6 protein-coding genes and 3 rRNA genes are annotated in these 14,398 nt (G+C 63.1%); 8 read left to right on the top strand and 1 reads right to left on the bottom strand.

Annotation, left to right across the window (positions count from 1 at the left end; all coding sequences use genetic code 11):
* The first annotated feature begins 111 nt into the window (after positions 1–111).
* Entirely contained in the window at positions 112–2,445 is a 2,334-nt protein-coding gene (ligA, locus tag HMPREF1478_RS00045; RefSeq protein WP_016460040.1) for an NAD-dependent DNA ligase LigA, read from the top strand.
* Positions 2,446–2,457: 12 nt separating this feature from the next.
* On the opposite strand, the gene HMPREF1478_RS00040 is transcribed toward ligA, so the two are convergent.
* Entirely contained in the window at positions 2,458–3,723 is a 1,266-nt protein-coding gene (locus tag HMPREF1478_RS00040; protein ID WP_016460039.1) for a phospholipase D-like domain-containing protein, read from the bottom strand.
* Between the two features lie 18 nt (positions 3,724–3,741).
* Between HMPREF1478_RS00040 and gatC the strand changes: the two genes are divergently transcribed.
* The 7 genes from gatC (at position 3,742) to rrf (ending at position 14,395) form a co-directional block, all read left to right on the top strand.
* Positions 3,742–4,038 carry an Asp-tRNA(Asn)/Glu-tRNA(Gln) amidotransferase subunit GatC gene (gene gatC / locus HMPREF1478_RS00035; protein ID WP_016460038.1) on the top strand — a complete coding sequence of 99 codons (297 nt, stop codon included), beginning with the start codon at positions 3,742–3,744 and terminating at the stop codon, positions 4,036–4,038.
* Positions 4,038–5,543, top strand: a complete 1,506-nt coding sequence (gene gatA, locus HMPREF1478_RS00030) for an Asp-tRNA(Asn)/Glu-tRNA(Gln) amidotransferase subunit GatA (protein ID WP_016460037.1) — start codon at positions 4,038–4,040, stop codon at positions 5,541–5,543. Before gatC ends, gatA begins: the two co-directional genes overlap by 1 nt.
* Positions 5,543–7,039 (top strand): Asp-tRNA(Asn)/Glu-tRNA(Gln) amidotransferase subunit GatB, encoded by a 1,497-nt coding sequence (gene gatB / locus HMPREF1478_RS00025; protein ID WP_016460036.1) that lies wholly within the window; start codon positions 5,543–5,545, stop codon positions 7,037–7,039. The genes gatA and gatB overlap by 1 nt, the downstream gene beginning before the upstream one ends.
* 275 nt (positions 7,040–7,314) lie before the next feature.
* Positions 7,315–8,742: an NAD-dependent malic enzyme gene (locus tag HMPREF1478_RS00020; RefSeq protein WP_016460035.1), complete on the top strand. Its 1,428-nt coding sequence runs from the start codon at positions 7,315–7,317 to the stop codon at positions 8,740–8,742.
* A 418-nt stretch (positions 8,743–9,160) separates the two neighbouring features.
* Positions 9,161–10,700 (top strand): 16S ribosomal RNA (locus tag HMPREF1478_RS00015).
* Positions 10,701–11,024: 324 nt separating this feature from the next.
* Positions 11,025–14,151: ribosomal RNA gene (locus HMPREF1478_RS00010) — 23S ribosomal RNA — on the top strand.
* A gap of 126 nt (positions 14,152–14,277) precedes the next feature.
* Positions 14,278–14,395: ribosomal RNA gene (gene rrf, locus HMPREF1478_RS00005) — 5S ribosomal RNA — on the top strand.
* Together the 16S, 23S and 5S rRNA genes form the textbook arrangement of a ribosomal RNA operon.
* Positions 14,396–14,398: the final 3 nt, after the last annotated feature.

Below are 14,398 nucleotides of genomic sequence, written 5' to 3'. Positions count from 1 at the left end.
TCACGCCCCCGAAGCCCTGTGGATAAACACCGTCGCCCGCCCATGTGGCTATGACCACCTCCGCCTTCCGAACGCCCACCCACCGGCCCGCCAGCCTCCCGGAATGCAAGAATGGATCCCATGGCTGACTCCACGTTCGAGACGACACGCGACCGTTACAACGACCTCGTTGAGCGCATCAACGAGGCCCGCGCCGCCTACTACGACCGTGATTCGCCGACTCTTGCGGACGCAGACTACGACCGCATGTATCGCGAGGTTGAGGAGATCGAGGAGCGCTACCCGCAGCTGCGCGGAGCTGACTCGCCCACGATGAGCGTGGGCGGCAGCGTCGACTCCGGCTTCGCCGAAGTCCGCCACCTCGCCCAGATGATGTCGCTCGACGACGTATTCTCCCTGGAAGAGCTCGCCGGGTGGGAGGCCCGAATGGCCGAAGCCACGGGCATCGACGACCTGGAGATGACAACCGAGGTCAAGGTCGATGGCCTCTCGATCAACCTCCTCTACGAGAACGGCCGCCTCGTGCGCGCCGCGACCCGAGGCGACGGCTACGTCGGCGAGGACGTCACCGCCAACGCGCGCACGATCGCGTCGATCCCGCAGACCCTCACCGGCACCGTGCCCACGCGCATCGAGGTGCGTGGCGAGGTCTACTTCCCGGTCGCCGACTTCGCCGCTTTCAACGAAGCCCGCGTCGAGGCCGGAGAAAAGACCTTCGTCAACGCGCGCAACGCGGCCGCCGGTTCCCTGCGCCAGAAGGACCCCGCCGAGACCGCCAAGCGCCCCCTCGCGATGGTCGCCCACGGCATCGGCTTCGTCGAGGCCGGGGATGAGTTCAGCGAGCCGACTACCCAGATGGGCTGGTACGAGCAGCTGCGCGAATGGGGCCTGCCCGTCTCGCCCTACACGCGCCTGCTGACGGGCCGCAACGCCATTGAGGACCGCATCGCGGAGATTGGCGCGGACCGCCACGGCCTCGTGCACGAGATCGACGGCGTCGTCGTCAAGGTTAACGACCTGGCCCTCCAGCGTTCCCTCGGCTCGACCTCGCGCACCCCGCGCTGGGCGGCTGCCTACAAGTTCCCGCCCGAGGAGGTGCACACGCGCCTGCTCGACATCCGCGTCCAGGTGGGCCGCACCGGGCGCGTCACCCCCTACGGTGTCATGGAATCCGTGCTGGTTGCCGGCTCGAACGTCGCGCGCGCAACCCTGCACAACGCCCAGGAGGTCGCGCGAAAGGGAGTCCTCATCGGCGACCTCGTCGTTCTGCGCAAGGCCGGCGACGTGATCCCCGAGATCGTCGCCCCCGTCGAGGATGCGCGCAACGGCTCCGAGCGCCCCTTCGTCATGCCTGCCGAGTGCCCCTCCTGCGGGACCCCCCTCGTGCAAGAGAAGGAAGGCGACGTCGACCTGCGCTGCCCCAACAAGGGCGCATGCCCCGCACAGATCACCGAGCGCCTCGCCCACGTCGGCGCCCGATCCGCCCTGGACGTGGAGGGCCTCGGCGACGAGTCCGCACTGGCCATGACTCAGCCCGAAAACGACCGCGACGAGGTGGCAGCCGCCCTGGTCGCCGGCCACAGCGTCACGCTGGAGGACGGCACTGTCCTCACGCTCGAGGGTGGCCGCGAGCTGCCCCACGGTGAGCAGATCACCCGCGCCGAGGAACTCCTGCCCGCCCCGCAGGCCCCCGCCCTGCGCACCGAGGCCGCGCTCTTCGACCTGCGTGCCGAGGACCTGCGCGACGTCATGGTGTGGAAGCCCGTCAAGAAGAAGGGCGAGGAAACCGGGGACTGGAAGCAGGTCCGCTACTTCTGGACCAAGGCGTACAAGCCCCGCAAGCTGCGTGGCCAGACCGTTTTCGAGCCTATCGAGCCCAGCGCCTCCAAGGGCACTGAAAAGATGCTCGCCGAGCTGGAGAAGGCCAAGAGTCAGCCCCTCGCTCGCGTCCTCGTCGCCCTGTCCATCCGCCACGTTGGCCCTACGGCGGCCCGTGCGCTCGCAGAGAAGTTCCTATCGATGGACGCCCTGCGCGCCGCCTCGGTCGAGGAACTCTCCGCCGTTGAGGGCGTGGGCGAGGAGATCGGCCGCTCCCTGCGCGACTGGTTTACCGTCGATTGGCACCTGGAGGTGCTCGAGGCGTGGGCGCGCGCGGGCGTGCGCATGGCCGACGAAGCACCCGAGCCGGCCTCGGACGTGCTCGCGGGCCTCACCATCGTGGTTTCGGGCGCGATGCCCGGATACGACCGCGAGGGCGCCAAGGAAGCGATCACCTCGCGCGGCGGCAAAGCAGCGGGCTCGGTCTCCAAGAAGACCTCGCTCGTGGTCGCCGGCCCGGGCGCGGGTTCCAAGGCCGCGAAGGCCGAGGCCCTGGGCGTCCCCGTCATCACGGAAGCGCAGTTCGCGGACCTCCTCGAGGGAGGCCTGGCGGCCGTCGGCCTGTAACGAGGCCGGGGCTCAGACGAGGGGCTCCAAGGGGCCCAGCAACACCTCGCCCACGCGGGTGAGGGTCGAGCGCTTCTCCCACTCGTCGATCGTCAGGCGGCGGGCCGTCGTCAGGTCGTTCGCGAAAATCTCCTCCATGCGCGCGGCCAGCGGGCGAGAGAAGAACTGCAGGCACACCTCGTAGTTGCCACGCATCGACAGGCGATCGATGTTCGCCGTGCCGATCGTCGACCAGCGACCGTCCACCGTCATCGTCTTCGAGTGGACCATCGCGTGACGGTACAGCCAGATCTCCACGCCCTCGCGCAGCAGCTCACCGTAGTAGGGGCGCGCCACCCAATCCGCCAGGATGTGGTTGGAATACTCGGGGATCAGCACCTGGACGCGCACGCCGCGGCGGGCCGCGGCGATCAGGGAGCCGAGGACCTCGCGGTCGGGGATGAAGTACGCCGTCGTGATGAGGACACGGTCGGTCGCGCGCTCGATCGCGTCGATGTACATGCCGCGGATCGGGAAGAGGAGGTAGTGCGGCAGGTTGAACTGCGCGGTCACGTCCGCGCTCCACGCGCGCGCACCCTGATCCGGTAGCTCGGGGCTGGTTGCGGGGCGGAAGTGGTTCCAGAAGTCGACGAAGCCGTTTTCCAGCTCCCACACGGCCTCGCCCGTGATGCGCACGTGGGTGTCGCGCCACTCGTTCGCAAACGGATCGCCAATGTTGTAGCCGCCCACGAAGCCGACCTCGCCGTCGACCACGAGGATCTTGCGGTGATCCTGGCCCGTGCGACGAATGTTCAGGGTGAAGAAGCCCGAGCGCAGCGTCGGGAACTTGCGCACGTGCAGGTTCGGCAACTCGGGGAACTTGTAGAAGCGCGGATCCTGGTTGAGGACACCGAAGCCATCCCAGATGCAGAAGACCTCGACACCGCGCTGTGCGGCGGCGATCAGCGCGTCCTTGAATCGCTGTCCCCAGCTGTCCGAGCGCCAAATGAAGGTCTCGAAATAAATGTGATGCGTCGCCCCTTCGATGGCCTCCAGCATGTCCTCGTACAGGGAGTGTCCCTCCGTGTACGTGCGCGCCACGGTGTCGCCGATCTGGGTGTCGGCGGGAGGCAGGGTCGGGAAACCGTGCACGCCACCGGGGATACGGGCGGTGCGCATGCGGTCGATCGCGTGGACGGTGACGACCGCCGCCGCCTGGGCGGCGAGCAGGGCAATGCCCGCTTTTTTGACGATCGACCACGTCTGCCTGGTGAGTTGGCGTCGCTGTGAAAAGGCCATACGGGTAGGATGCCACACATGTCACGCATTAGTACTGACGAGGTCGCCCGCGTCGCGGGCCTGGCCCATATCGCATTGACCGACGAGGAAATTACGCGTTTCGCGGGTGAACTCGACGCGATCGCCGACGCCGTCTCCAAGGTGTCCGAGGTCGCCACCCCCGAGGTTCCCGCCACGTCCCACCCGATTCCGCTGACCAACGTGTGGCGCGAGGACGTGGTGGGCGAAACCGTGAACCGCGACGAGGTGCTCGCCCAGGCGCCCGCCGCCCAGGATGGTCAGTTCCTGGTTCCGCAGATTCTGGGGGAGGACTGATGAACGAGCTGCTGAAGAAGAGCGCCCTCGAGCTGGCGGATATGCTGGCCGCCGGCGAGATCACCTCCGTCGAGCTGACTCAGGCGTGCCTGGACCGCATCGATGCCATCGATGACCGCGTCAACGCCTTCATCACCGTCGACCGTGAGGGCGCCCTGGCCACCGCGGCCGACGTGGACGCGCGCCGCGCGGCGGGGGAGACCCTGCACCGCCTGGCGGGCGTGCCGATCGCCGTCAAGGACAACGTGGTGACGCGCGGCCTGCGCACCACCTGCGCCTCGAAGATCCTGGGCGACTGGGAGCCTCCCTACGATGCGACCGTCACCACCAAGATCAAGGAAGCCGGCCTGCCCATCGTCGGCAAGACCAACATGGACGAGTTCGCCATGGGTTCGTCCACCGAGCACTCCGCGTTCGGTGCGACGAAGAATCCGTGGGACACCGAGCGTATCCCCGGCGGCTCCGGCGGTGGCTCGGCAGCGGCTGTTGCAGCCTACATGGTGCCCCTCGCGCTCGGTTCCGATACGGGCGGCTCGATCCGCCAGCCCGCGTTCGTGACCGGCACGGTCGGCGCGAAGCCCACGTACGGCGCGGTGTCGCGTTACGGCCTGGTGGCCATGGCCTCGTCCCTGGACCAGATCGGCCCCGTCACCCGCACGGTCGCCGACGCGGCCGTACTCACCGAGCTGATCGGCGGCTACGACCCCCACGACTCGACGTCTCTGAACGAGCCGGTTCCCGCGCTCACCGAGGCTGTCGAAACCGTGGCTGCACAGGGCTCCATGAAGGGCTTGAAGGTCGGCGTCGTCAAGGAGCTGAGCGGCGAGGGTTACCAGCAGGACGTCATCGACGCCTTCAACGCCACCGTCGAGAAGCTGCGCGAGGCTGGCGCGCAGATCGTCGAGGTCTCGTGCCCGCACCTGGAATACTCGCTGGGCGCCTACTACCTGATCATGCCCGCCGAGGTCTCTTCGAACCTGGCCCGCTTCGACGGCATGCGCTACGGCATCCGCGTCGAGCCCACCGAGGGCCCCGTGACCGCCGAGCGCGTCATGGCCGCCACCCGCGAGGCCGGCTTCGGCGACGAGGTCAAGCGCCGCATCATCCTGGGCACGCACGTGCTTTCGGCTGGCTACTACGACGCCTACTACGGCAGCGCGCAGAAGGTGCGCACGCTCATTCAGCGTGACTTCGACGCGGTGTTCGAGCAGGTCGACGTCCTCGTGTCCCCGACGGCGCCCGAGACGGCCTTCAAGTTCGGCGAGAAGACCTCCGATCCGCTGGCCATGTACCTCTACGACGTCGCGACGATCCCCGCGAACCTCGCGGGTATCCCCGGCATGAACGTGCCCAACGCGGTGTCCTCCGAGGGCCTGCCCATCGGCTTCCAGGTGCTGGCCCCCGCGCGCGGCGACCTGGTCATGTACAAGGTGGCGTCCCTGGTGGAGGCGCTCAGCGACGACGTCGCGGGTCAGTGCCCCGCAGCTAACTGGGAGGAAAAGTGATGACTGAGCTCATGGATTACGACGAGGCGGCCCGCCGCTTCGACCCGGTTCTCGGCATTGAGGTGCACGTCGAGCTGGGCACCAAGACCAAGATGTTCGACGCCGCCCCCAACGCCTTTGGTGGCGACCCGAACACCTACGTGACCCCCGTGTCGCTGGGTCTGCCCGGCTCCCTGCCGGTCGTCAACCACAAGGCCGTCGAGTACGCCATCAAGATCGGCCTGGCCCTGAACTGCGAGATCGCGGAGTACTGCCGTTTCGCCCGTAAGAACTACTTCTACCCGGACCTGACGAAGGCCTTCCAGACCTCTCAGTCCGACGAGCCGATCGCTCACGACGGCTACGTGGACGTCGAGCTCGAGGACGGCACCATGTTCCGCGTGCAGATTGAGCGCGCGCACATGGAGGAGGATGCGGGCAAGAACACGCACATCGGTGGCGCTGACGGCCGTATCCAGGGCGCGGACCACTCGCTCGTGGACTACAACCGTGCGGGCGTCCCGCTCGTGGAGATCGTAACCCGCCCGATCGAGGGCGCTGGCGAGCGTGCGCCCGAGGTGGCTGCCGCCTACGTGCAGGCCCTGCGCGACATCTTCCGTGCCCTCGACGTGTCCGAGGCCCGCATGGAGCGCGGCAACGTGCGCGCCGACATCAACGTGTCGCTGCGCCCGACGCCCGAGTCGCCCCTGGGGACGCGTACCGAGACGAAGAACGTGAACTCCTTCCGTGGCATCGCCTCGGCCGTGCGCTACGAGATGCAGCGTCAGGCCCAGATCCTGGCCGATGGCGGCACGATCCTGCAGGAGACCCGCCACTACCACGAGGAGGACGGCTCAACGTCGTCCGGTCGTGAGAAGTCGGATTCCGAGGACTACCGCTACTTCCCCGAGCCCGACCTGGTCCCGATCCGCCCGGATCGTGCGTGGGTGGAGGAGCTGCGCGCCTCGCTGCCCGAGCTGCCCGTCGCCAAGCGCCGCCGCCTGCGCTCCGAATGGGGCTACGCGGACATGGAGATGCGCGACGTCATCAACGCTGGCGCCCTGGAGCTCATCGAGGCCACGGTTGCCGCTGGCTGCGATCCCGCCTCCGCCCGCAAGTGGTGGATGGGCGAGATCTCGCGTCGCGCCAAGGAACGCGAGGTTTCCCTGGACGAGGCCGGGGTCAGCCCCGCTCAGGTCGCTGAGCTCCAGGGTCTCATCGACTCTGGCCGCATCAACGACAAGCTGGCGCGTCAGGCCCTCGAGGGCGTCCTCGCGGGCGAAGGTGACCCGACGCAGGTCGTCGAGGCCCGAGGCCTCGAGGTTGTCTCCGACGACGGTGCCCTGACGGCGGCCGTCCAGGAGGCCCTGGACGCCCACCCCGACATCGTCGAGAAGATCAAGGGCGGCAAGGTCCAGGCGGCCGGCGCCCTCGTCGGTGCGGTCATGAAGGCCACCCGCGGGCAGGCTGACGCCGCCCGCGTGCGCGAGCTGATCATGGAGATGGTCGGCGCCTGAGGTTCATCCTCGCGAGCGAAAGGGGCCGGGATCGATGCGATCCCGGCCCCTTTCGTCGTGTTGGGACTGTGCATACTGCTTCGCGGACAGGATTCGGCGAACGCACCCCGGCCTCGTGCGTGCTTTCCCCAGAAGGAGCCCCGGCCTCGTCCCTGATCATGCGCACGTGTCCACGTTGTGGCCTCCCCCTTCCGGCAGGTGTACAAAGTTACTTAGGATGAGCGCGTGAGGACAGCCTGACCGCCTGTGGCCGGGCGCCCAACGAAAGGACAGATATGCGCACATCGCCGTCGTACACCGCCTCCTACCGCATCGAGGTGGACGAGAAGACGACTTCCATCGCGTCCATTGTTGACGCTGTCTCTTCGACTGGAGCGGAGATCAAAGGCCTCGACGTGGCCGACTCCGACCGTGGGCGCATCATCATCGACCTGACGTGCGACATGCGCGATTCCGAGCACCGCCGCGAGGTCCGCGACGCCATCAACGCGCTGCCTGGCGTAGCCTCCGACTCGGTCGCCGACCAGACCTTCATGAGCCACATCGGCGGCAAGGTGGAAATCCACTCCAAGGTGCCGCTGCGCAACCGTGACGACCTCTCGCGCGCCTACACCCCCGGCGTTGCCCGCGTGTGCACCGCCATCCACGACATGCCCCAGAAGGCCCACCTGCTGACCATGAAGGCCAACACGGTCGCGGTCGTCTCCGACGGCACCGCGGTGCTCGGCCTGGGCGACATCGGGCCCGAGGCCGCCCTGCCCGTCATGGAGGGCAAGGCCGTCCTGTTCAAGGAATTCGGCGGCGTCGACGCGTGGCCCGTCGTCCTGGACACCAAGGACACCGAGGAGATCATCGCGATCGTCAAGGCCATCGCGCCCGCGTACGGTGGCATCAACCTGGAGGACATCTCCGCGCCGCGTTGCTTCGAGATCGAAGAGCGCCTGCGCGCCGAGCTCGACATCCCCGTCTTCCACGACGACCAGCACGGCACCGCGATCGTGGTGCTCTCCGCGCTGATCAACGCGCTGAAGATCGTGGGCAAGAAGATCGAAGACGTGCGTATCGTCGTCTCCGGCGTCGGCGCCGCCGGTAACGCAATCATCCGACTGCTGCTCGCTCAGGGCGCGCGCGACATCATCGGCTGTGGTCGCGACGGCGCGCTGTCCGGCGACGCCACCGAAGGCATGCACCCCTCCCGCAAGGCCCTGGCCGAGGCGACCAACCCCCGCCACGTCCACGGCTCCCTCAAGGAGGTCCTGAAGGGCGCCGACGTCTTCATCGGCGTCTCCTCCGGCAACATCCTCGAGCCCGCCGACATTGAGACCATGGCCGACGACGCGATCGTCTTCGCCCTGGCGAACCCCACGCCCGAGGTTGATCCGATCGGCGCCGGCAAGTACGCCGCCGTCGTCGCCACCGGACGAAGCGACTACCCGAACCAGATCAACAACGTGCTGGCCTTCCCCGGTCTGTTCCGTGGTCTCCTCGATGCGAAGGTCAAGGAGATTACGACCGAGGTCCTGCGCGTTGCCGCCGTAGCTATCGCGTCGGTGATCTCCGAGGACGAGCTCAGCCCGTCCTACATCATCCCCGGTGCCTTCGATAAGCGGGTTGCGCCCGCCGTCTCCAAGGCCGTGCGTCGCGCCGTGCGTGACCTTCCGACCGTGGATATCCCCGTCCAGCCCGACATGGATGTGAACTGAGAGTCATTTCGGCTGTTTTGCGGGCCCGATCGCGCTTCTGAGGCGCGGTCGGGCCCGCCCTTTTGATGCTGAAGTGGGGGAGTGCAAGAGAAATTGAAGTCGACTTTTCGTTGTGTTTGTTGGGTTTGTGGGGTGTGTGTTGGGGGTCACGGTGTTTTGGTTTGACTTTGGGTGTGGGGGTGAGTAGATTATTCACCTGTCGCCGCGAGCTTGTGAGTGGGTTTGTGGTGGTGGTTCACTGCTTTGGTGGCTGGGTTTTGTGGCTTGGTTGTTGGGGTGTGTGGGTGTTGTTTGTGAACTCGATAGTGTGTTTGTTTGTTTTTTATGCCTGTTTTTTGTTTTTGAGTGTTTTTGGTTGGGATTGCTGGCTGGCCTTGTTTGGTTGGTTGGTTTTTCTGGGCTTTAACGTTTTTGTTTTTGTTCGGAGAGTTTGATCCTGGCTCAGGACGAACGCTGGCGGCGTGCTTAACACATGCAAGTCGAACGCTGAAGCCCAGCTTGCTGGGTGGATGAGTGGCGAACGGGTGAGTAACACGTGAGTAACCTGCCCCCTTCTTTGGGATAACGCCCGGAAACGGGTGCTAATACTGGATATTCACTGATCTTCGCATGGGGGTTGGTGGAAAGGTTTTTTCTGGTGGGGGATGGGCTCGCGGCCTATCAGCTTGTTGGTGGGGTGATGGCCTACCAAGGCTTTGACGGGTAGCCGGCCTGAGAGGGTGACCGGTCACATTGGGACTGAGATACGGCCCAGACTCCTACGGGAGGCAGCAGTGGGGAATATTGCACAATGGGCGAAAGCCTGATGCAGCGACGCCGCGTGAGGGATGACGGCCTTCGGGTTGTAAACCTCTTTCGCTCATGGTCAAGCCGCAGCTTTGGGTTGTGGTGAGGGTAGTGGGTAAAGAAGCGCCGGCTAACTACGTGCCAGCAGCCGCGGTAATACGTAGGGCGCGAGCGTTGTCCGGAATTATTGGGCGTAAAGGGCTTGTAGGCGGTTGGTCGCGTCTGCCGTGAAATCCTCTGGCTTAACTGGGGGCGTGCGGTGGGTACGGGCTGACTTGAGTGCGGTAGGGGAGACTGGAACTCCTGGTGTAGCGGTGGAATGCGCAGATATCAGGAAGAACACCGGTGGCGAAGGCGGGTCTCTGGGCCGTTACTGACGCTGAGGAGCGAAAGCGTGGGGAGCGAACAGGATTAGATACCCTGGTAGTCCACGCTGTAAACGTTGGGCACTAGGTGTGGGGGCCACCCGTGGTTTCTGCGCCGTAGCTAACGCTTTAAGTGCCCCGCCTGGGGAGTACGGCCGCAAGGCTAAAACTCAAAGGAATTGACGGGGGCCCGCACAAGCGGCGGAGCATGCGGATTAATTCGATGCAACGCGAAGAACCTTACCAAGGCTTGACATGCACGGCGACACTGCAGAGATGTGGTGGCATTTAGTTGGTCGTGTGCAGGTGGTGCATGGTTGTCGTCAGCTCGTGTCGTGAGATGTTGGGTTAAGTCCCGCAACGAGCGCAACCCTTGCCCTATGTTGCCAGCACGTGATGGTGGGGACTCGTGGGGGACTGCCGGGGTTAACTCGGAGGAAGGTGGGGATGACGTCAAATCATCATGCCCCTTATGTCTTGGGCTTCACGCATGCTACAATGGTTGGTACAGAGGGTTGCGATACTGTGAGGTGGAGCGAATCCCTTAAAGCCAGTCTCAGTTCGGATTGGGGTCTGCAACTCGACCCCATGAAGGTGGAGTCGCTAGTAATCGCAGATCAGCAACGCTGCGGTGAATACGTTCTCGGGCCTTGTACACACCGCCCGTCACGTCACGAAAGTTGGTAACACCCGAAGCCCATGGCCTAACCGTTTTTGCGGGGGGAGTGGTCGAAGGTGGGATTGGCGATTGGGACGAAGTCGTAACAAGGTAGCCGTACCGGAAGGTGCGGCTGGATCACCTCCTTTCTAGGGAGCCCAGTTTTGTGGGGGACGATCATTGCGCCTGTTGTGGGTGTGTGGTTGTTTTCTTGTGCCTGCATGTGTACGCCACCTGATGTGGGTGGTGGGTGTGGGTGCGTTTCGTGGGTTGGGCATATAAAGTTTTTAGCAGATGAGCACACTGTCGGGTTCACGTTCAACACCGTGTGAGCGTCCGCCGCTTGTTGTGGTGGTTGCCTGCATGCCCGGCCTGGATCGTTTGTGGTTTGGGTGTCTGGGTGTGTGTGGTGGGTTGTTTGTGATTTGTATAGTGGTTGCGAGCATATTTGTTCTGTACTGTTTTTTGTGTTTTGTTTAGTTTTATTGGGCATTCGGTGGATGCCTTGGCATCAAGAGCTGATGAAGGACGTTGCGGCCTGCGATATGCCTCGGGGAGCTGGCGAGCGAGCGTTATTATCCGAGGGTGTCCGAATGGGGGAACCTAACCTGGGTTGTGCTGGGTTACCATCATCTGAACGTGTATAGGGTGGTGGGGGGAACGCGGGGAAGTGAAACATCTCAGTACCCGCAGGAAAAGATATTCCGTGAGTAGTGGCGAGCGAAAGCGGAGGAGGCTAAACCAGATGCGTGTGAGAGGCGGCGGCCGTTGCGTGTTTGGTGTTGTGGGGCCACATCGGATCCTTCTGCCGGGGGGTCGCGCGTGTTGTTGCTGGGAGTTGAACAGTCTGGGATGGCTGACCGTAGAGCGTGAGAGTCGTGTAAGCGGACCGGTGGCAGGGCGTGTGGGTGTGGTACCCGAGTAGCGCGGGACTCGTGAAATCTCGTGTGAATCTGCCAAGACCACTTGGTAAGCCTAAATACTACTTGATGACCGATAGTGCATAGTACCGTGAGGGAATGGTGAAAAGTACCCCGGGAGGGGAGTGAAATAGTACCTGAAACCGTGTGCCTGTAAGCCGTCAGAGCCTTGTGGGGTGATGGCGTGCCTTTTGAAGAATGAGCCTGCGAGTTAGTGATACGTGGCGTGCTTAACCCGTGTGGGGTATGCGTAGCGAAAGCGAGTCTGAAAGATGGCGTTTGTCGCGTGTTCTAGACCCGAAGCGGGGTGATCTACCCATGGTCAGGTTGAAGCAGAGGTAAGACTGTGTGGAGGACCGAACCCACCAGGGTTGAAAACCTGGGGGATGAACTGTGGGTAGGGGTGAAAGGCCAATCAAACTCCGTGATAGCTGGTTCTCCCCGAAATGCATTTAGGTGCAGCGTCGCGTGGTCCCTGGTGGAGGTAGAGCTACTGGATGGCCGATGGGCCCTATGGGTTACTGACGTCAGCCAAACTCCGAATGCCATTAGGTGTAGCGCGGCAGTGAGACTGCGGGGGATAAGCTTCGTAGTCGAGAGGGAAACAGCCCAGATCATCAGCTAAGGCCCCTAAGCGTACGCTAAGTGGGAAAGGATGTGGAGTCGCGGTGACAACCAGGAGGTTGGCTTAGAAGCAGCCATCCTTGAAAGAGTGCGTAATAGCTCACTGGTCAAGTGGTTCTGCGCCGACAATGTAGCGGGGCTCAAGCGTACCGCCGAAGCTGTGGCAACAACACGCAATGCTGGCGCCAGGAACTGGAGTGCTGGTGTGTTGTTGGGTAGGGGAGCGTCCTGCACGAGGTGAAGCCTGGAGGGAACTTCTGGTGGATTGTGTGGGAGTGAGAATGCAGGCATGAGTAACGAATCTGCGGTGAGAATCCGCAGCGCCGATTGACTAAGGGTTCCAGGGCTAGGTTTATCCGCCCTGGGTTAGTCGGGTCCTAAGGCGAGGCCGACAGGCGTAGTCGATGGACAACCAGTTGATATTCTGGTACCGCGTTATGACCGCCCATGCTGAAGTCATTGTGCTAACCAATTTGCTCACGCCGCCACTAAGCCTTCGGGTTTGTTGGTGTGTGTGGGTCTTGGGGCCCCGGTGATTGTAGGCAAGCGTGTTAACAGGGGTGACGCAGACAGGTAGCTGCAGTGCGCCGATGGTTGTGCGTATTTAAGGTTGTGGCCCGCCGCCCAGGTAAATCCGGGGGGCATGGAGGGTGAGAACTGATGAGGGACACACGCGTGTGTGGACTTGTGGTGATCCTATGCTGCCGAGAAAAGCCTCGACGTGAGGGCATAACGCGCCCGTACCCTAAACCGACTCAGGTGGTCAGGTAGAGTATACCGAGGCGTTCGAGTGAATCGTGGTTAAGGAACTCGGCAAAATTCCTCCGTAACTTCGGGATAAGGAGGACCCCGTGACTTCCCCGTGCCTTGCGCGCGGTGTGGGGTTGTGGGGTCGCAGAGAATAGGGAGAAGCGACTGTTTATCAAAAACACAGGTGCGTGCGAAGCCGTAAGGCGATGTATACGCACTGACGCCTGCCCGGTGCTGGAAGGTTAAGAGGAACCGTCAACACTCCTTGTGGGTGTGAAGCGGTGAATTTAAGCCCCAGTAAACGGCGGTGGTAACTATAACCATCCTAAGGTAGCGAAATTCCTTGTCGGGTAAGTTCCGACCTGCACGAATGGCGTAACGACTTCTCCGCTGTCTCAACCGCGAACTCGGTGAAATTGCAGTACGAGTAAAGATGCTCGTTTCGCGCAGAAGGACGGAAAGACCCCGGGACCTTTACTATAGCTTGGTATTGGTGTTCGCTTGGACTTGTGTAGGATAGGTGGGAGACTGTGAAGCTGCCGCGCCAGCGGTGGTGGAGTCGTCGTTGAAATACCATTCTGGTTCAAGCGGTCACCTCAACCTAGACCCGTGATCCGGGTTGGGGACAGTGCCTGGTGGGTAGTTTAACTGGGGCGGTTGCCTCCTAAAATGTAACGGAGGCGCTCAAAGGTTCCCTCAGCCTGGTTGGTAATCAGGTGGCGAGTGCAAGTGTACAAGGGAGCTTGACTGTGAGACCGACGGGTCGAGCAGGTGCGAAAGCAGGAACTAGTGATCCGGCCATGGCACGTGGGTGCGTGGTCGCTCAACGGATAAAAGGTACCCCGGGGATAACAGGCTGATCTTGCCCAAGAGTCCATATCGACGGCATGGTTTGGCACCTCGATGTCGGCTCGTCGCATCCTGGGGCTGGAGTTGGTCCCAAGGGTTGGGCTGTTCGCCCATTAAAGCGGTACGCGAGCTGGGTTCAGAACGTCGTGAGACAGTTCGGTCCCTATCCTCTGTGCGCGCAGGAAACTTGAGAAGGGCCGTCCCTAGTACGAGAGGACCGGGATGGACGAACCTCTGGTGTGCCAGTTGTACCGCCAGGTGCATGGCTGGTTGGCTACGTTCGGAAGGGATAACCGCTGAAAGCATCTAAGCGGGAAGCCTGCTTCAAGATGAGGTTTCCACGCCCCCACTGTGGGGTGAGAGGCCCCCGCCAGACTAGCGGGTTGATAGGCCAGAGGTGGAAGCACCGCGAGGTGCTCGTGAGCCGACTGGTACTAATGGGCCAACACTAAACAACACCCAACACACAAACAACGTTGGGGTGAACAAAAACCAGGCAACGAAACAGCCGCAACCACTATACAAACCACGATCAACCCACACCCCACCAAACACGGTGAGGGGAGTGTTGAACACCAATTCTTGTGGTGGTCATAGCACCGGGGAAACGCCCAGCCTCCATTCCGAACCTGGAAGCTAAGCCCGGCAGCGCCAATGGTACTGCAACCGCCAGGTTGTGGGAGAGTAGGACACCGCCACAACAC

It is taken from the genome of Actinomyces sp. HPA0247, assembly GCA_000411415.1.
GTDB lineage: Bacteria > Actinomycetota > Actinomycetes > Actinomycetales > Actinomycetaceae > Pauljensenia.
This window is presented reverse-complemented; position numbering and strand designations above follow the sequence as displayed.